Source organism: Mycobacterium gordonae (genome assembly GCF_017086405.1).
GTDB classification, from domain to species: domain Bacteria; phylum Actinomycetota; class Actinomycetes; order Mycobacteriales; family Mycobacteriaceae; genus Mycobacterium; species Mycobacterium gordonae_D.
On sequence record NZ_CP070973.1, the window covers coordinates 2111130 to 2129439 of the forward strand.

20 protein-coding genes are annotated in these 18310 nt (G+C 64.4%); 13 read left to right on the top strand and 7 right to left on the bottom strand.

What is annotated here, in order from left to right:
• Positions 1-8: 8 nt before the first annotated feature.
• Entirely contained in the window at positions 9-347 is a 339-nt protein-coding gene (locus JX552_RS09180; protein WP_205877040.1) for a Zn-ribbon domain-containing OB-fold protein, read from the bottom strand.
• A 63-nt stretch (positions 348-410) separates the two neighbouring features.
• On the opposite strand from JX552_RS09180, the gene JX552_RS09185 reads away from it, so the two are divergent.
• From JX552_RS09185 to JX552_RS09195, 3 genes are all read left to right on the top strand, one after another.
• Entirely contained in the window at positions 411-1595 is a 1185-nt protein-coding gene (locus tag JX552_RS09185) for a thiolase family protein (RefSeq protein WP_205877041.1), read from the top strand.
• A 7-nt stretch (positions 1596-1602) separates the two neighbouring features.
• The gene (locus JX552_RS09190; RefSeq protein WP_205877042.1) at positions 1603-3048 is read left to right on the top strand and encodes a FadR/GntR family transcriptional regulator; all 1446 of its coding nucleotides are present in this window, start codon (positions 1603-1605) and stop codon (positions 3046-3048) included.
• Positions 3049-3163: 115 nt separating this feature from the next.
• Entirely contained in the window at positions 3164-4141 is a 978-nt protein-coding gene (locus JX552_RS09195) for a sensor histidine kinase (protein WP_205877043.1), read from the top strand.
• A 28-nt stretch (positions 4142-4169) separates the two neighbouring features.
• On the opposite strand, the gene JX552_RS09200 is transcribed toward JX552_RS09195, so the two are convergent.
• The 3 genes from JX552_RS09200 to JX552_RS09210 form a co-directional block, all read right to left on the bottom strand.
• A complete protein-coding gene (locus tag JX552_RS09200; RefSeq protein ID WP_205877044.1) occupies positions 4170-4310 on the bottom strand; it encodes a hypothetical protein in 141 nt (46 codons plus the stop codon).
• Positions 4311-4494: 184 nt separating this feature from the next.
• Positions 4495-4635 carry a hypothetical protein gene (locus JX552_RS09205; RefSeq protein WP_205877045.1) on the bottom strand — a complete coding sequence of 47 codons (141 nt, stop codon included), beginning with the start codon at positions 4633-4635 and terminating at the stop codon, positions 4495-4497.
• 254 nt (positions 4636-4889) lie between these two features.
• Positions 4890-5048, bottom strand: coding sequence for a hypothetical protein (locus JX552_RS09210; RefSeq protein WP_205877046.1), 159 nt, complete (start codon positions 5046-5048; stop codon positions 4890-4892).
• A gap of 207 nt (positions 5049-5255) precedes the next feature.
• On the opposite strand from JX552_RS09210, the gene JX552_RS09215 reads away from it, so the two are divergent.
• The 3 genes from JX552_RS09215 (at position 5256) to JX552_RS09225 (ending at position 7482) form a co-directional block, all read left to right on the top strand.
• Positions 5256-6341, top strand: a complete 1086-nt coding sequence (locus JX552_RS09215; protein ID WP_205876017.1) for an IS630 family transposase — start codon at positions 5256-5258, stop codon at positions 6339-6341.
• A 137-nt stretch (positions 6342-6478) separates the two neighbouring features.
• Complete coding sequence (locus JX552_RS09220) at positions 6479-6985, top strand: homocitrate synthase (RefSeq protein ID WP_205877047.1); 507 nt, start codon at positions 6479-6481, stop codon at positions 6983-6985.
• A 167-nt stretch (positions 6986-7152) separates the two neighbouring features.
• The gene (locus tag JX552_RS09225) at positions 7153-7482 is read left to right on the top strand and encodes a LysR family transcriptional regulator (protein WP_205877048.1); all 330 of its coding nucleotides are present in this window, start codon (positions 7153-7155) and stop codon (positions 7480-7482) included.
• A 494-nt stretch (positions 7483-7976) separates the two neighbouring features.
• On the opposite strand, the gene JX552_RS09230 is transcribed toward JX552_RS09225, so the two are convergent.
• Positions 7977-9467, bottom strand: a complete 1491-nt coding sequence (locus JX552_RS09230) for a cytochrome P450 (RefSeq protein ID WP_205877049.1) — start codon at positions 9465-9467, stop codon at positions 7977-7979.
• 121 nt (positions 9468-9588) lie between these two features.
• Here JX552_RS09230 and JX552_RS09235 point away from each other — a divergent pair, with 121 nt between their 5' ends.
• The 3 genes from JX552_RS09235 to JX552_RS09245 are packed head-to-tail and all read left to right on the top strand — an operon-like array spanning position 9589 to position 12479.
• The gene (locus tag JX552_RS09235; RefSeq protein WP_431195938.1) at positions 9589-10236 is read left to right on the top strand and encodes a TetR/AcrR family transcriptional regulator; all 648 of its coding nucleotides are present in this window, start codon (positions 9589-9591) and stop codon (positions 10234-10236) included.
• Positions 10237-10264: 28 nt separating this feature from the next.
• Positions 10265-11143: an SDR family oxidoreductase gene (locus JX552_RS09240; RefSeq protein ID WP_205877050.1), complete on the top strand. Its 879-nt coding sequence runs from the start codon at positions 10265-10267 to the stop codon at positions 11141-11143.
• A gap of 10 nt (positions 11144-11153) precedes the next feature.
• Complete coding sequence (locus JX552_RS09245; RefSeq protein ID WP_205877051.1) at positions 11154-12479, top strand: RsbRD N-terminal domain-containing protein; 1326 nt, start codon at positions 11154-11156, stop codon at positions 12477-12479.
• Positions 12480-12546: 67 nt separating this feature from the next.
• Here the strand turns inward: JX552_RS09245 and JX552_RS09250 are convergent, their stop codons facing one another.
• Both JX552_RS09250 and JX552_RS09255 read right to left on the bottom strand, forming a co-directional pair.
• A complete protein-coding gene (locus JX552_RS09250) occupies positions 12547-13587 on the bottom strand; it encodes a DNA polymerase IV (RefSeq protein WP_205878338.1) in 1041 nt (346 codons plus the stop codon).
• On the bottom strand, positions 13584-14183 hold the full coding sequence (locus JX552_RS09255; protein WP_205878339.1) for a TetR/AcrR family transcriptional regulator: 600 nt from the start codon (positions 14181-14183) through the stop codon (positions 13584-13586). Before JX552_RS09255 ends, JX552_RS09250 begins: the two co-directional genes overlap by 4 nt.
• A gap of 115 nt (positions 14184-14298) precedes the next feature.
• On the opposite strand from JX552_RS09255, the gene JX552_RS09260 reads away from it, so the two are divergent.
• The 4 genes from JX552_RS09260 (at position 14299) to nrdE (ending at position 18292) form a co-directional block, all read left to right on the top strand.
• Positions 14299-14859 carry an NAD(P)H-dependent oxidoreductase gene (locus tag JX552_RS09260; RefSeq protein WP_205877052.1) on the top strand — a complete coding sequence of 187 codons (561 nt, stop codon included), beginning with the start codon at positions 14299-14301 and terminating at the stop codon, positions 14857-14859.
• A 545-nt stretch (positions 14860-15404) separates the two neighbouring features.
• Positions 15405-15644 (top strand): redoxin NrdH, encoded by a 240-nt coding sequence (locus tag JX552_RS09265; RefSeq protein WP_205877053.1) that lies wholly within the window; start codon positions 15405-15407, stop codon positions 15642-15644.
• Positions 15645-15683: 39 nt separating this feature from the next.
• A complete protein-coding gene (nrdI, locus tag JX552_RS09270; protein ID WP_205877054.1) occupies positions 15684-16157 on the top strand; it encodes a class Ib ribonucleoside-diphosphate reductase assembly flavoprotein NrdI in 474 nt (157 codons plus the stop codon).
• Entirely contained in the window at positions 16127-18292 is a 2166-nt protein-coding gene (gene nrdE / locus JX552_RS09275) for a class 1b ribonucleoside-diphosphate reductase subunit alpha (RefSeq protein ID WP_205877055.1), read from the top strand. The genes nrdI and nrdE overlap by 31 nt, the downstream gene beginning before the upstream one ends.
• Positions 18293-18310 lie beyond the last annotated feature (18 nt).

Consider the following 18310-nt stretch of genomic DNA (forward strand, 5'->3'; position numbering starts at 1 on the left):
TCGCGCAGCTAGACGACAGGCGCGAACAGCGGGGCGCCGCCGGTGCCCCGCTGTGGGAGGATGGCAACGGCCATCCCGGATGCTACCGAATCCGGTTCGCAGTCAACGATATTGGCGGCAACCCGAAGACCGTCCTGTTCGGCCAACTCGACCAGTGCGATCACGTAGGGTGTCGGGATCTCCGGGTTGTAAGGGTGGTAGTTGACGGTGTAGGTGAACACCGTGCCTTGGCCGGACACGGGTTTGGCGATCAGTGGCCCGCCGCAATCGCGGCATTCTCCGGCGGCCGGATGCACCCAGTGCGCGCACTCATCGCAGTGCTCGACGAGCAACGGGGAGTTCGACACGACTAATACAGTACACTCAATTCGTCCTGGTATGTCGCGTGTGGGGTCTACGGGCGGTGCAGATTGAAGTACTTCGAGAAAGACGCGATCGTGTCCGGCATCGGAATCTCGCGTATCGGACGTCGCACCGGGATTCCCGGTCGCGACCTGACCATGGAGGCGGTGCGGACCGCCATCGACGACGCCGGACTGCAGGCGGCCGATGTCGACGGTATCGCGACGCTGGGTGATACTCCCGCCGCCGAGGTCAACGCCGAACTGCGGATCGATGCCGCCGACTGTGGCAGCGGCTTTGGTACCGGCGGTCTGCTCAGTCCGGTGATGTCCGCGTGCCGCGCCGTCGCCGAGCGACGCGCCCGCCACGTGGTGGTCTACCGCACCATCCAGATGCTGGGCGGCACGATACTGCAGGACAAGAACGCTCCCGCTCCACCCCTTGCCCGGATGTTCGACGCCCCCGAAGGTGAGCGTCCCGCCGTCGGCGCCATGGACGACATCAACGATCTGGTTGCCGCGCACGCGTACTCGGCGGCCAACTGGCTGGCCCTGAACTGCCGTCGGCACATGGACCTGTACGGAACAACCAAGGAGCAGCTGGGCTGGATCGCTCTCAATGGACGTCGCAACGCCGCGCTGAATCCCCTTGCGGTCTACCGGGATCCGATGACCATGGCGGACTATAGGGGTGCCCGAACGGTGTCCACGCCGTTCGGATTGCTGGATTGTGATGTACCCATCGACGGCTCGATCGCGGTCGTGGTTTCCCACGGCGAGTACGCCGACGACTGTCCACACCGCGCCGTCAAAGTCGAGGCCATCGGCGGTTCCGATGGTGCCGGCGGATGGTTTCACCGCCAGGACTATCCGAAAATGGCGATGTCGGACGCGGCGGCGCAGATGTGGTCGCGGACGGAATTGACGCCCTCGGACCTCGACGTGGCCCAACTCTACGACGGGTTCACCTATCTCACCCTTGCCTGGCTGGAAGCGCTCGGGGTGTGCGGCGACGGTGAGGCGGGCCCGTTCGTCGAGGGCGGCGCTCGCATCGCCAGAGACGGGCTGCTGCCGGTGAACACCTATGGCGGCCAACTTTCGGCGGGCCGCATGCACGGCTACTGGGCATTGCACGAAGGGTGCGTGCAACTGCGCGGTGAGGCAGGGGAGCGGCAGGTTGAACGGCGGCCGGAGGTCGGCGTGGTTTCGGTCGGCGGTGGCCCGGTCGCGGGATGCATGCTGCTCACATGCTGAGGCGGCAGTGACCGTCGAATCGGATCGCGTTCGGTCGGACAAACGAGCCGCGAAAATCGCCCGTCGTATCGAAGAGGACATCGTCCGCCGCGGCTGGGTGGTCGGGGAGTCGCTTGGGTCGGAAGCGGCTCTGCAACAGCGTTATGGCGCGAGTCGTTCGGTGCTGCGCGAAGCCGTGCGGCTGGTCGAGCATCACCAGGTCGCCCGGATGCGACGCGGACCCAACGGCGGGTTGCTCATCTGCGAGCCCGATGCCGGCCCTGCTACCCGCGCCGTCGTGATCTACCTCGAACATCTGGGCACCACGCTGGTCGATCTGCTCAACGCCCGCCTCGTCCTCGAGCCGCTGGCGGCCGCGCTGGCTGCCGAACGCATCGACGAAGCCGGCATCGAGAGGCTACGAGCGGTATTCAGCGCCGAGGCGAAGTGGCGACCGGGCCGACCGGGCCGACCGGGCGACGAATTCCACATCGCACTGGCAGAGCAATCGAAAAACCCAGTGTTGCAGTTGTTTATCGATGTCCTGATGAGACTGACCAAGCGCTATGCTCGCGCCTCGAGAACCGGCTCCGCGGCGCAGGCAGCCGACGCCGCTCGCAAGATGCGCGGCGCCCACGCCGACATCGTGGCGGCCGTCACCGCCGGCGACTCGGCCCGGGCCAAGACGCTCAGCGCAGGGCACGTGCAGCGGGTGACGGCCTGGCTGGCCGAGCACCGTGATCCAGCGGGTGCAGCCACGTCCGGCCCGGTCGGCAAGCGCCTCCCATCCGAGGCGCCGCGCGGCAAGCTCGCCGAGGTACTGGCCGCCAACATCGCCGACGACATCGCGGCCGACGGCTGGCAGGTCGGCTCGGTGTTCGGCACCGAGACGGCGCTGCTGAAGCGCTACCGGGTGAGCCGGGCGGCGCTGCGTGAAGCGGTGCGGCTGCTCGAATATCACGAGGTCGCCCATATGCGCCGAGGCCCCGGCGGCGGGCTGGTCGTCGCGCGGCCCCGCGCACAAGCCAGCATCGACACCATCGCGCTGTACCTGCAATATCGCAAGCCCTCGCGGGAAGACCTGCGCTGCGTACGCGACGCCATCGAGGTCGACAATGTGGCCAGAGTCGTGGCACGTCGAGCGGACCCCGACGTGGCGGCTTTCCTGGCCCGCGGGGCCAGTTGGGGCGCGGCGGGCGCAGTCAGCGACGCCGCTGTCGAGGAATTCCGTTTCCACGTGGGTTTAGCGCAGCTGGCCGGCAACGCACTGCTCGACCTCTTCCTGCGCATCATCGTCGAACTGTTCCGCCGGCACTGGTCGACCACCGGGCACGCCCAGTTGACGTCGACCGACGTGGCCGCCGTGGAGAACGCGCACCGGCGGATCCTGGAAGCGATCGGTTCCGGCGATGACAGTCTGGCGTGCTATCGCGTTCGGCGGCACCTGGACGCCGCGGCGTCATGGTGGCTCTAGCCGCGACACGCGGAAGAGCAAAACGGCGCGCGTGGCAACGGCGTGCGCTGGGTACAGCAATACTCAATAGACAGTCGGCACAGTGGCGTGCCGGCTGAGTTGGGTGGGAGTCTCTATGGCAACAAGCACGGAGATCAAGCCCCTTGGCGCTACGAGAGGTTTTGTGCATTCTGCGCTGTTGTACCAGTCCGAGCGGGAATGTCTGGACTCCGTGGTCCGGTTTGCCGCTGACGGTTTTGCGTTAGACCAGCCGGTGCTGGTCGCTGTGCCGAGGGACAGGCTGGCGATGTTGGGGCCGTCGCTGGTGGCGGCTCGCGCCGGGTCTTATGCCGAACTGCGCCTTGTCGACATCACCGACGCGGCGCGGAATCCAAGCCGGTTCCTGGCCATGGAAAGCGCGTTCGCCGAGAAACACGCCGACGACACCGTCCGGATCGTGAGCCAGCTCGTCTGGCCCGGGCGCAGCGGCGATGAATGTCTGGCCTGTGCGGAGCACGAGGCCGTCATCAACGGGGCGCTCAAGACGAGGAACGTGATGGGGCTGTGTCTCTACGACGCCACCCAATTGTCGGACCATGTGCTGGCAGACGCCCGTTGCACCCACCCCTTGCTGTGGAAAGACGGATCGGCCCACCACAGCGAAGACTACGCACCGGAACGAGTACTGGCACGCTGCAATCAGCCGCTTCCCCCGCACCCGGGCGCGGTGACATACACGGTCCGGCGCACCGCGGACCTTCGCCCGGCGCGATCGTTCGCCGCCGACTATGCGGGCTGGGTCGGACTGTCCAAAGACGGTGTGGACGACCTGCAGATGATCGCGACCGAACTAGCGACGAACAGCCTGCAATACGCCGGCGGTTCCTGCCAGCTGGCGTTCTGGCGTCATAACGAGCATCTGGTCTGCGAGGCCCGCGACGACGGGCGGCTCAAAGACCCCTACGTGGGACTCAGGCGCCCGACCGCCAGCGGCACCGCCAGTCGCGGACTGTTTCTCGTCAATGCGATGGCGGACCTGGTGCGTACGCACACCACCGCGAACGGCACCACCATTCAGGCGTATTTGAGGTTGGATCCGTCGCGGGATTGGTGACCGGGTCTGGCGCTGCCGCCGGGATTCGCTACTGGGGCACTTCCGATATTGGCGGCGGCGGCACTATCGGGGCGACCGGCGCCTTCGGCGCGCAGCCGATGGACAGCAGGGCGAAACCGGTGAACAGCACGGCGCCGATGACGGCTTTCACCCGGGTTCTTGCGCTCATTGGCGAGCCCTCCTCAAGGACGGCGGCGAATTGACGCCGATGAAGGTGTTACCTGCGTCACACTAGCGGGTTCGGCCCCGTCGGGGAATACCCGAGAACGATAGTTAATCCCCGTACGGCACAACGACATGCGCGAGAGGGCCACCGGCTTACCGTCAAGCCGGTCGATCGCTGCTAGCGCTAGTCAGCCGAGCTGCGAGGTGCCGCCACCGATTTCTGGTGTCCGCGGCGCTTCTATGGGGCGACTGCAACCGACCGCAAACAACGCGAACGCCGCAAGGATCAGGGCTCCAACCGCGTGCAGCGTTTTCCGCTCGGTGCGCATGTTCTCGCCTTCCTACGCCGTGCCGGGGCGTGCTTGATGTGACAACTGGCGTCTGCGATGCTAGCGCCGCTCGACGTCCGGCGAGCCGGTTTTCGGGGAACTGCGGAAAATTCAGCACGAATTCAATCGCAGCGCGCACTCTGCCATTTTGGCTTTGGTGGTAAATGCATTCATTCGGTACGTCAGCCCGCTGGGAACCGACTGCGAGTGCAGCGGTTCCCAGCGGGTTCCCCCGACGTTATTGGGTGTTGCTTTTACTGGCCGGCGGGCGGAGGCGGCGTGCCGACGGTGCCCCCGACCGAACCCGCGGTTTGTGCGGTACAACCGGCGGACGCCAGGGCAAACGCCGTGGCCAGTACGGCGACCACAACTTTCACCGCCTGAATCCCCCTACCGGATTTGCGTGCTTTCATCGGCTACCCCCTTCGTTTGCTGAATACCCCATTTAGCGAATTAATCGCCATCAGGATGCTAACTCCGGCAATGCATCACGCGAGCCGTTTTGCCGCGAAATGGGTGCACTGCAATTGCAGGCTCCCCGCGTAATGCGGTTGCGCTCCCACGCGCAGACGGTCTAGTGTCTTGAGTCATTAATTACGGTCCAGCTGTTAAGCTGGGTTGTGCCCATGCCACAGGCTGCCGTGATCGTGTTGACCGATGCTGAACGTGCCGAGTTGGAGGGCTGGGCTCGGCGTCGAACTAGTGCTGCGGGGTTGGCGTTACGGTCGCGAATTGTGTTGGCGGCCGCTGACGGTGAGTCCAATTCCGACATGGCTACCCGGATGGGAATCTCACGGACAACGGTCCAGCGGTGGCGTAACCGCTTTGTTGAACAGCGCTGTGATGGGCTGCTCGACGAGCCGCGGCCGGGGAGGCCTCGGATGGTGGGCGATGGGCAGATCGAAGCGTTGATCACGGCGACGTTGGAGACCACCCCTGCCGATGCCACGCACTGGTCGACACGGTCGATGGCCACCCACCTCGGGTTGAGCCAGTCGATGGTCTCGCGGGTATGGCGCGCGTTTGGATTGGCGCCGCACAAGCAGGATTCGTGGAAACTGTCTAAGGATCCGCTGTTCGTGGAGAAGGTCCGCGACATCGTGGGGCTCTACATGGACCCGCCCGAGCGTGCCCTGGTGCTCTGCGTCGATGAGAAAACCCAGATCCAGGCGCTCAACCGGACGCAGCCGGTGTTTCCGATGCTGCCCGGTACGCCGGCGCGGGCCAGCCACGACTACGTGCGCTACGGCACGTCGAGCCTGTATGCGGCCCTGGACCTGGCCAGCGGCAAGATCATCGGCTCCCTGCACGCCCGACACCGCTCCCAGGAGTTCCTAGCCTTCCTGAAAAAGATCGACCACGAAGTGCCCGCCGACCTGGACTGCCACGTCATCCTCGACAACGCCTCAACACACAAGACCCCAGCGGTAAAGCGTTGGCTGACAACACATCCCCGGTTCGTGCTGCACTTCACCCCGACCAGCTCAAGCTGGCTCAACCTCGTCGAACGCTGGTTCGCCGAATTGACCACCAAAAAATTGCGCCGCGGCACCCACACCTCGGTCCGTCAACTCAACGCCGACATCCGCGCCTGGATCGACACCTGGAACGACAACCCCAGGCCGTACGTATGGACCAAGACCGCCGACCAAATCCTGGCCAGCATCAGCAACTACTGCACCCAAATTAATGACTCAGGACACTAGTGTCTGCGCTCGTGCGTCTTCTGTTGCATGCGGTAGTAACCAGTGCCCGCAGCGGGGTCTGATCCAGACCGACCCCCCGCTGTGGGTCGGAAGCTATTACCGTCGGTCGCTCCTTCTAGCCAGAGAAGACCGTCGCAATGACCATCCTCAGCCAAGATCTCGACAATTTCGCAGCCAGCACTTCTGCCGCCGCATGGTTCGGCCGTCTCTTCGGGGTGGCGCTCCCGCGCGGCTTGCGCGAACAGGTCGATGGCCTGTCCTGGGAAGGGTTTGTCGACGTCTACGGGCACACCGCCGGACCGGTGCGTCTGAGGCACTGGTCCTGCGACGACGCCGCGCGACCGGCCACCAGGATCGGCCCGCACGCCCGCAACTTCCGTGCCGTGATCGCGGTCGGTGACCGCATCGGGACGTCCACCGCGGCGGCCGGCGGAGCAGTCGCAGCGCTCACGGCGATGCTGCATGGGCGCGGAATTCCGTTGGAAGTGTTGAGCTTTCACCAAATTTGTTCGGGCAACGACATGGCTACCCTGGTTCGGGGCACCGACGGGGTGCGAACCGAATGGGCGATGGGGTGGGCTGCGGACTCCACCGAGTCTGCGTTGCGTGCGGTGATCGCGTGTGTGAACCGGTTGCTCGATTAGTCGGGTTTGCCAATACCGCATGTTCGTATGGATACTATTGCGCTATGCAATTATTGTGCCGGTCACGAATGCGCCGGCGAGACGTGACGTCGGCATCCGGCCAGCGGCGGGCGGCGGGATCCACACGAAATAACGATCGTGCGAGCGAAGGGTCACGTGGCTGATCGATGCTCAGTTTGCGCCAGCTGACGTATTTTGTCGCCGTTGTCGAAGCGGGCAGTTTCTCACGTGCTGCCCAAAAAATTTTTGTGGCGCAGCCGTCGCTGAGTCAGCAGATCGCGTCCCTGGAGGCCGAACTGGGTGCGACATTGCTCTTGCGAAGCACCCGCGGTGTCCGCCCGACTGCCCAGGGTGAGGTGGTGTATCGGGCGGCGCTGGATATCCTGCGTCGGGTCGAGGCCCTGCCGATGCTGCTCGGCGGCTCCGCGGCGGCTCCCTCCGGCACGGTAGTCCCGGGGCGCTCTGAAGGGATCGATGCAACACCCCCGTCTGAATGAGGAGTGTTGCGTTGTCTCGAGCGTTGTTTCAGTCGAGGAATCCGCTGTCCTGGGATCGGATTGGTAGTGGGTTCCGGAGCCGGCCGCGAAGGTCGCGGGCGTGGCGGCAAGCAGTGGACGACGACGGTTTTGGGAAGCCGGCGGTTGAAAGCTTCGGTGAGCAAACCGAGATTTCCGGTTCGCGCCGCGGTTGAGCCTGGCGAGGCGTAACCAGTGTTGACGACGGTCGAAATCTAGGCCAGAGGCGACGGTGAAGAGTAAACCATGTGTTACTCGTCTACAAAATGACACGCAACAAAGCCGCCGAGAACCGGCCCACTTACGCGACTTTGGCCGGGTAGAAGCGAAACCATCGCAGTATCCGTCTGCTGCGTGCCCGAGATCGAGAAACCGGTCGAAGTGATTTCTGGCGGAGATCGACATCGTGTGTCCGTCCGCGTCGAACGTCCTTCATCAAGGACCGGACCGGGCGGCGAGCTGCGGTGGCTGCTAAGTCAGAGTGGACGCAACACAATGTGCATGCCGTCCATCGGAATCGGCATGCCGCCGTAGTCCCAACGCGGTCGGTAGTCGGGCCGGGGCAGCTCCAGCCGATACCGACGCAGCAGTCGGTGCAGGATCGTCTTGACTTCCAGCTGCCCGAACACCATCCCGATGCACTTGTGCGCCCCGCCGCCGAACGGAGTGAACCCATACCGGTGTCGCTTGTGCTCGTTGCGCGGTTCGGCGAACCGCTCTGGATCGAATTTCATTGGATCGGTCCAGATTTCGGGCAGTCGATGGTTCAAACCGGGGAAGGCGGTGACGTTGGTGCCCTTGGGCAGGTAGTAACCGAGCAGTTCGGTGTCGCGTACCGTCCGTCGCATCGCCCACTGGACGGGCGTCACCAATCGGATGGACTCGTTCATCACCAGGTCGAGCGACTCCAGCTTCTCCAGCGACTCGATGTCCAGTGGGCCGTCGCCAAGGCGGTCCGATTCGTCGCGGCAGCGCTGCTGCCACTCCGGGTGTGCGGCCAGGTGGTAGATCATCGTGGTGGCCGTCGAGGTGGAGGTGTCATGGGCGGCCATCATCAGGAAGATCATGTGGTTGATCACGTCTTGGTCGGAGAACCGGTTGCCGTCCTCGTCCTCGGTCTCACACAACACCGTCAGCAGGTCGTTGCCTTCTTTGCCGCGGCGCTCTTTGACGCGCTCGGCGAAGTAGTCCTCCAGGAGTTCTCGTGCCTTGAGGCCGCGCCACCAGGTGAACGGCGGCACGCCTCTGCGGATCACCGCGTTGCCCGCCCGGGTAGTGGTGGTGAACGCCTTGTTGACCTTGGTGACCAGCTCACGATCGGAGCCGGGTTCATGCCCCATGAAGACCATTGAGGCGATGTCGAGCGTCATCTCTTTCATCGCCGGATACAGCAGGAAGCGCGGGTCGTTGGTGACCCAGTCATCCGAGATCACGTGCTGCACCACCTGGTCGATGTGCTCGAGATAGCCGACCAGGCGCGAGCGGACGAACGCTTCCTGCATTATCCGCCGGTGGAACATGTGCTCTTCGAAGTCGAGGAGCATCAATCCGCGGCGGAAGAACGGGCCGATCACCGGAATCCAGCCCTGCTGAGAGAAGTCCTTGTTGCGATTGGAGTAGATCGCTTGGGCGGCATCGGGACCCAGTGCCGATACGAACGGGAGAAACGGTGAATCGCCGAAGACGAGCGGGCCCTTGGTCTCGTACAGAAACGTCAGGTAGTCCGGCCCGCCCCGCAACAACTCGATCATGTGCCCGAGGATCGGCAGGCCGGCGTCACCGATGATCGGCCGGAGCCCACTGCCCGGGGGTGGGTCGGCAAGCCTTTTCTCGGGAAACTGGGTGTTGCGCAACCTGCGTTCGACCAGGCCCATGCCGGGAAAGTTGTTGAAAGACGGCGTGAACCGGCGCCTGGCTTGGTCGAGGAGATAGTCCGGGGTGTTGATCGTCGCTTTGCCAGTCGCCATTGACCTGCGCTCCTAACCGGTTGTGGTAACCGTCACTGATCCTCAATATCTCGGACCGACTTGACGCCTGTCAAGTTTTCTTTTTGGATCGATGTCGTGCATGGTCAGAGGGTGATAGCGAGTGAGTAGCCCAGCCGCCGATGAGGGCCAGGGCGTGCAGGCATCCCGTCGGCGCGGTGACAAGCATCGGCAAGCGATCATGCAGGCGGTGCGAGAGCTGTTGCAGGAAGTCCCGTTCGCCGAACTTTCGGTCAGCGCCATCAGCCTGCGGGCCGGGGTGGCACGGTCGGGTTTCTACTTCTATTTCGACTCGAAATACTCTGTGCTTGCGCAGATCCTTGCCGATGCGGCCGAGGAGCTCGAGGAACTGACACAGTACTTCGCCCCACGCCAGCCGGGGGAGTCCCCGGAGCAGTTCGCCAAGCGCATGGTGGGCAGTGCCGCGGCGGTGTACGCCGACAATGACCCGGTCGTCAACGCCTGCAATGCCGCCCGCCACACCGACGTCGAAATCCGGGAGATTCTCGACCGGCAATTCGACGTGGTGTTCCGTCAGATCGTCAGTGTGGTGGATGCCGAGATGAAGGCGGGGACCGCACGGCCGATCAGCGACGACCTCCCGACGTTGATCCGCACCCTGGCGGGCACCACCGCGCTCACGTTGACGGGCGATCCGCTGTTGGTGGGGCGCGACAGTGACCTCGAACGCCGGGTCGCGGTGCTCGAACAGATGTGGCTCAACGCGCTGTGGGGTGGGCCGGCCAGATAGGTCCGGTACCGCCGGTATCGTTCCGACCATGGTGCAGAGCGGCTCCGCGGAGTATTTCGCCGGAAAGCGGTGTTTCGTGACCGGCGCGGCCAGTGGCATCGGCCGCGCCACCGCGCTTCGGCTGGCGGCCCACGGCGCCGAGTTATACCTCACCGACCGTGACGACGGCGGCTTGGCGCAGACCGTGGCGGACGCCCGGGCACTGGGCGCACAGGTGCCCGCCCACCGGGTGTTGGACATCGCCAACTACGACGAGGTGGCCGCGTTCGCGGCCGACATCCATGCGGGGCATTCCAGCATGGACGTCGTGCTCAACATCGCCGGTGTCTCGGCATGGGGGACCGTCGACCGGTTGACCCATCAGCAATGGGAAAAGATGATCTCGATCAATCTGATGGGCCCCATTCATGTGATCGAGTCCTTCGTCCCCCAGATGATCGCGGCTCGCCAGGGCGGGCACGTGGTCAACGTCTCTTCGGCTGCTGGGATTGTCGCGCTGCCATGGCATGCCGCGTACAGCGCCAGCAAGTACGGACTGCGCGGCTTGTCCGAGGTGCTGCGCTTCGACTTGGCCCGGCACCGCATCGCGGTGTCGGTGGTAGTGCCCGGCGCAGTGCAGACTCCGTTGGTCAACACCGTCGAGATCGCCGGCGTCGACCGTGAAGATCCACACGTCGCGCGCTGGGTGGACCGGTTCAGCGGCCATGCCGTCTCGCCGGAGAGGGCCGCCGAGAAGATCCTGGCCGGGGTCGCGAAGAAGCGCTATCTGATCTACACCTCGCAGGACATCCGCGCACTGTACCTCTTCAAACGGCTGGCGTGGTGGCCCTACAGTGTGGCGATGCGCCAGGTCAATGCGATCTTCACGCGCGCGTTGCGTCCGGCGCCGCCGCGACTGGAGCGCTAGCACGCCGTAAGTGGCGGTTCGCTTCCCGTTACGCCCACCGGACATCTACCGTCTAGGCGGGGGCCGACACATTTCGGCGGAGGTTGGCGTGCACAGCGACGTCATAAGGATTGTTGCCCGACTCGACGAGCAGGCCGCCGCCATCAGTGACGTGCTCTGTACCGCGGCCCAGGACGATGCTCCGGAGCTTCCCCGCGACGACACGATGCGCGAGTTGATGCGTGCCGCAATGCGCGACCAGCTCCAGACGATATTCCGTGCTCTGCTTCAGGACATCGACGCCACGCAGATCGTGGTACCTCCAACACATACCGAATATGCCCGAGCTCTTGCCCGCCAAGATATTCCGATCAAAGCGATGCTGCGCGCTCACCGGCTCGGGCAGCGTCGGTTGGGCGAGGTGGTGGTCGCCGAGCTGCAGGCCGCCGGCCTGGCGCCCGAGTCCCAGGTCGCGGTGATCGAAACCCTCACCAGGACGCTGTCGAAGTACGTCGACGTACTGTCGCAGCAGGCGCTTGCGGCCTACCAGGGCGAACACCGGCTACGACTGGCGGCTCGGCGCATCGCCGGCGAGGCCCAGATTCGAGAGGTGCTCGATGGAGCCAAAGTGGTTGACACCGAGGCGGTTTCCCTGGCCATCGGCTATCCGCTGGCCTGGGAGCATTTGGCGCTCGTCGTGTGGTACCCCAGCGTGGATGCGGCACACGACCGGCTCGCGAGCCGGTGGGACTTCGTTCGCGCGTTGGCGGTTGTCGCTGAGAGCACGGCAAGCCCACTGCTGGTCGACACCGATCGGACGGCTTCGTGGGTGTGGTTGCCCTACCACCGGGTGCCGGGGAACGCCGTCGGGAACATCCGCGAATTCGTCCGCCTACGGACTCATGCGCCCAACCTTGCGATCGGGCTGATGGGCTGCGGAGTCGAAGGATTCCGTCGGTCTCACCGCCAGGCGCAGCGCGCGCGCACGGCCGCTGGGCAGGGCATCGGCCAGTCGAATGTGGTAGTCGCGGCGACCGATGCCGGCATTGTCTCCGCTGCTCTGCTGGACGCGGACGTCGAGGAGACGCGTGGGTGGGTGGCCGACGTCCTCGGTCCATTGGCGTCCGACACCGACGACGATGCCCGCCTGCGTGAGGTATTGCGGAACTATCTCAATTTCGGTCGGCCCTACCGGGTCGCAGAGGAACTCCGCCTGCGCCTCGAGACCGTCAAGAGTGACCTACAGCGGGCTGTCGCACGGCGCGGGCGTCCCATCGATGACAAGCGCAACGTCGAAGTCGCGCTGTTGGCCTGTCAACGATACGGCGCTGCCGTCTTGCGGCCACCTTTGGACTGACGCGAAGCACCTGTGTGTTCTGGGCTTTCGATGATTCGAACCTCTCCGAGGTCGTGCAATGTCGGGGTCAGGACGGCATTTTGAGTTCCAGGCGCACCCCGAGCAGCCGGATGGGGCGGTCGAGCTCGAACAGGTCCAGGACGCGCAGGGTGGCTGCAGTGATGACGTCGGACTCGATGGACGGAGCGTCCAGTTTGCGGATCTTGGTGCGGGTGTGGAAGGTCGCGGTCCGGACGGTGATCGCCACCCGCGTCACGATCCGCTGCTCGGCCACCACGTCCTGGAGCGCTCGCAGGGCCAAATCCTTGACCGCCGAGTCTATTTCGGCGCGATCGGTGAGGTCGCGCGGGAACGTGACGACATGGCTGCGGGAGCGCGGTACCCACGGCTGCGCACTGACGGTCGTGTCTCCACCGCCCTTCGCCAGCAGGAGCAACCACAGTCCGGTGCGTGGGCCGAACGTCGACGTCAACAGCTCGCCGTCGGTGCCGGCAAGTTGTCCCACCGTGGTGATATCAAGGGCAGCAAGCCTTTTCGATGTTTTGGGGCCGACGCCCCAGAGCGCGTCGACGGGCCGGTCGGCCATCAGGGTCATCCAGTTGGCGTCGGTGAGGGTGAACACCCCGGCGGGTTTGGCGAAGTCGGTGGCGACTTTGGCGCGTTGCTTGTTGTCACTGATGCCCACCGAGCAGGACAATCCGGTCTGCGCCGCGACGGTGGTGCGGATGGTCTCGGCGACCGGGACAGGGTCGGCGGGCACCGCGACATACGCCTCGTCCCATCCCCACACTTCGACGGGATGGCCTAGGTCGCGCAGCAGTTCCATCACCTGCTCGGAGGCCTCGTCGTAGGCGGCGGAATCGGAGGCAAGGAACGTGGCGTCCGGGCAGCGGCGTGCCGCGGCGCGCAACGGCATGCCGGCATGCACGCCGAACGCGCGGGCTTCGTAGGACGCGCAGGTGACGACTTTGCGAGCTTCGGTGGGGTCACCGCTGCCGCCCACGATGACCGGCAGGCCCACCAGTTCGGGATGGCGGCGCAGTTCGACGGCGGCGAGGAACTGGTCGAGGTCGACGTGCAGGACCCAGCGCGTCACGTCCGCGCTCAGCTTCCGCAGAGCTTGCGGGCCAGGCTCGCCCACGCCTCGCCCAATGTCTGTGGGGTGTGGCCGCGCTGCGTGATCTGGTGCTCGACATAGCCGACGTCGAGCAGCGCCAGCAGCGCGTCGGTCTGGATGTCGAGGTCTCCCGTCGTGTGCGCGGCTTGCAACAGCATCCGTACGTGGGTGCGCAGCACGACGGCGGCGCCCACATGGCGCATGTGCGGGTCTCGACTTGCCGCCGACATCAGCTCGTGGTGGGTGTGCGCGAACTGGATGCGTTCCCGGCCGAAGGCAATGAGCCTCTCCAACGGCGGCGCATCCGGGCCCAGCGGCGGTGGGCCGAAGAGAAATGACTGTTGGCTGGCCTTCTCGTCTTCGTCGAGCAGCACCAGCATGAGACCCGATCGGCTGCCGAACCGGCGGAACAAGGTTCCCTTGCCGACGCCGGCGGCGGCGGCGATGTCGTCCATGGTTACGGCGTGGGCGCCGCGTTGGGCCACCAGCTGACGCGCCGCGCCCAGCAGCAACGCGCGGTTTCGCGCGGCGTCGCTTCGTTCCGGCAGCGGTTCGGTGGTGAGGTCTTCGAGGGCAGACAGCCGCAATTCACCCGGCTCGTCGACTCTGCCCACTCTTGAACTTTAACCCGCGTGGAATAAAACGGACTGCAGTCCGCTTGATCGGTGCAAAGATGTAGACAACAACCGAAGGGGACTGGAAGTGGCTGAAATCAAGATCTTGGCCCTGGTGGGCAGCCTGCGCGCGGGGTCGGTCAACCGGCAGATCGCCGACCTGGCTGCCCAGTTGGCCCCCGAAGGGGTCACTGTCGCGGTGTTTGAAGGGCTGGGCGAGATCCCCTTCTACAACGAGGACATCGACGATGCGATGAACAGCGAACTTGACCGAGCGCCGGCCCAGGCGGTGGCGTTGCGGGCTGCGGCCGCCGATGCCGACGCCGCCCTGGTGATCACGCCCGAGTACAACGGGACCATTCCCGCCGTCGTGAAGAATGCCATCGACTGGCTCTCTCGTCCTTTCGGCGACGGTGCGTTGAAGGGCAAGCCGTTGGCGGTGATCGGCGGCTCGATGGGGCGGTACGGCGGAGTGTGGGCGCACGACGAAACCCGCAAGTCGTTCGGTATCGCCGGGGCCCGGGTGAGCGACGCGATCAAGCTCTCGGTGCCGTTGCAGACCCTGGGTGGCAGCGCACCCGCAGACCACGCCGAGTTGTCGGCGAGCGTGCGCGACGTGATCGGCAAGCTCGCCGCAGAGGTTGGCTGAACCGTTTGCATCGCGCCGCTGGGGCCGGCCCAATTCTCTCCTCAAGGCCGTCGGCGCTCTCGCCGGCGGCTTTGCTGGTAGCGGCGGGAGCGGCCGCGCGGGCGGGGTTGTCGGTGGTCGCTGATATATCTCTGTTCCATGCCTACCTGCACGCTCGCGCGGAGATGCCAGAGCCGCGATTTTGTGATCTGCGACACGCCCGGGCGACACGCGCGACACGGCTTACGACCTGCGAATTTCAGAAATGTTATTCAGAACATCTTGTACCTCTTCATGTTGTCACCCCCTAGGTGTAGTGTTTCCAAGCACCGGCAGATCCCAGGTTCACCTAGTCCCGATCAGGTCCCAACCGCCAGGCGGGGCGCGATGAACTTCCCGGAATCGCAGCGCGCATGTCGAGCCAGGTCAGCTCGAAGCCAGCGTCCGCACGATGGGAATCTGGGGGCTCGCCGGGGCGCTGAATATAGCGCGGCGGTACCAATCCAGTCGTTGCCCATTCTTAGCCCATCCCCGTCCACTCTTCCCCGCAAAGGAGCGGTACAGCCATGAGCATCACCGTTTACAGCAAGCCCGCCTGCGTGCAGTGCGTCGCCACCTACAAGGCGCTGGACAAGCAGGGCATCGACTACCGGAAGGTAGACATCACCCTGGACCCCGAGGCGCGCGACTACGTGATGGCGCTCGGCTACCTGCAGGCGCCCGTGGTGGTGGCCGACAACGCCCACTGGTCGGGTTTCCGGCCCGACCGCATCAAGGCGCTCGCCGAAACGGCGATGAGCGCCTAGTACGGCAGACGAACAGACTGAGGAAGGGTTGCGTGCGCGATGGACGTCTCAGAGATCGCGGTGCGCAACCTGGTGTATTTCTCCTCAGTGTCGGAGAACACCCATCGCTTCGTGCAGAAGCTGGGTGTTCCCGCCACGCGGATACCGCTGCATGGCCGCATCGAGGTCGACGAACCGTACGTGCTGGTGCTGCCCACGTACGGCGGCGGCCGGGCTACCCCGAACATCAATGACGGCGGCTACGTACCCAAGCAGGTCATCGCCTTCTTGAACAACGAGCACAACCGCTCACTGATCCGCGGCGTCATCGCCGCTGGAAACAACAACTTCGGTGCCGAATTCGCCTACGCGGGCAACGTGATCTCCCGCAAATGCGGTGTTCCGTACCTCTACCGGTTCGAACTCATGGGCACCGAGGACGACGTGGCCGCCGTTCGCGCGGGCCTCGCTCAATTCTGGGCTCAATATTGGAAGGAACAGACGTGCCACCAACCGTCATTGCAGAGCCTGTAACCGCCGGCGTGCACGGGTTGCCCGATGAAACGGACTACCACGCGCTGAACGCGAGGCTGAATCTGTACGACGCGGACGGCAAGATTCAGTTCGACAAGGACGTACTCGCCGCACGCCAGTACTTCCTCGAGCACGTCAACCAGAACACGGTCTTCTTCCACAACCAGGACGAGAAACTCGACTACCTGATTCGCGAGAACTACTACGAGAGAGAGGTTCTCGACCAGTACTCGCGTAATTTCGTCAAGAGTTTGCTCGACCGCGCCTACGCCAAGAAGTTCCGCTTCCCGACGTTTTTGGGCGCGTTCAAGTACTACACGTCCTACACGCTGAAGACCTTCGACGGGAAGCGCTACCTCGAGCGTTTCGAGGACCGCGTCGTGATGGTCTCGCTGACTCTGGCCGCTGGCGACACCGGACTGGCCGAGAAGCTGGTAGACGAGATCATCGACGGCCGTTTCCAGCCGGCCACCCCGACCTTCCTGAACTCGGGTAAGAAACAGCGCGGCGAGCCGGTGAGCTGCTTTTTGCTGCGCATCGAGGACAACATGGAGTCGATCGGGCGATCCATCAACTCCGCGCTGCAGCTGTCCAAGCGCGGTGGGGGAGTTGCCTTGCTGCTGAGCAATATCCGCGAGCACGGCGCGCCGATCAAGAACATCGAGAACCAGTCCTCGGGGGTCATCCCGATCATGAAGCTGCTCGAGGACTCCTTCTCTTATGCGAACCAGTTGGGAGCGCGCCAAGGCGCCGGCGCGGTGTACCTCAACGCCCATCACCCCGACATCTACCGCTTCCTGGACACCAAGCGGGAGAACGCCGACGAGAAGATCCGGATCAAGACACTGAGCCTGGGTGTGGTGATCCCCGACATCACCTTCGAGCTGGCCAAGAAGAACGAGGACATGTACCTGTTCTCGCCGTATGACGTCGAACGGGTCTACGGCATGGCATTCGCCGACATCTCGGTCACCGAAAAGTACTACGAGATGGTCGATGACGGGCGTATCCGCAAAACCAAGATTAAGGCCCGCGAGTTCTTCCAGACGCTGGCCGAGTTGCAGTTCGAGTCCGGCTACCCCTACATCATGTTCGAGGACACGGTGAACCGGGCAAACCCCATCGAGGGCAAGATCACGCACTCGAACCTGTGCTCGGAGATCCTTCAGGTGTCCACGCCGTCGTTGTTCAACGACGACTTGTCATACGCCAAAGTGGGCAAAGACATCTCGTGCAACCTCGGGTCGCTGAACATCGCCAAGACGATGGACTCGCCGGACTTCGCGCAGACCATCGAGGTGGCGATCCGCGCGCTGACCGCGGTGAGCGACCAGACCCACATCACCTCGGTGCCATCAATCGAGCAGGGCAACAACGACTCTCACGCGATCGGGCTGGGGCAGATGAACCTGCACGGCTACCTCGCCCGCGAGCAGATCTTCTACGGCTCCGAAGAAGGCGTCGACTTCACCAACATCTACTTCTACACGGTGCTCTACCATGCGCTGCGCGCCTCCAACGGCATCGCGATCGAACGCGGCACCCGCTTCAAGGGTTTCGAGCGGTCCAAGTACGCCTCGGGGGAGTTCTTCGACAAGTACACCGAGCAGGTGTGGGAGCCGGCGACCGATAAGGTGCGCCAGCTCTTCGCCGACGCGGGTATCCGCATCCCGAACCAAGAGGATTGGAAGCGGCTCAAGGAGTCGGTGCAGACGCACGGCATCTACAACCAGAACTTGCAGGCGGTGCCGCCGACCGGGTCGATCTCCTACATCAACCACTCGACGTCGTCGATCCACCCGATCGTGTCCAAGGTGGAGATCCGTAAGGAAGGCAAGATCGGCCGGGTCTACTACCCGGCGCCCTACATGACCAACGACAACCTGCAGTACTACCAGGACGCGTACGAGATCGGCTACGAGAAGATCATCGACACCTACGCCGCGGCCACCCAGCACGTGGACCAGGGGCTGTCGCTGACGCTGTTCTTCAAAGACACGGCCACCACGCGGGACGTCAATAAAGCGCAGATCTACGCCTGGCGCAAGGGAATCAAGACGCTGTACTACATCCGGCTGCGGCAGATGGCACTGGAAGGGACCGAGGTCGAGGGCTGCGTGTCCTGCATGCTCTAGAGTCGGTGCCCCCGGGCC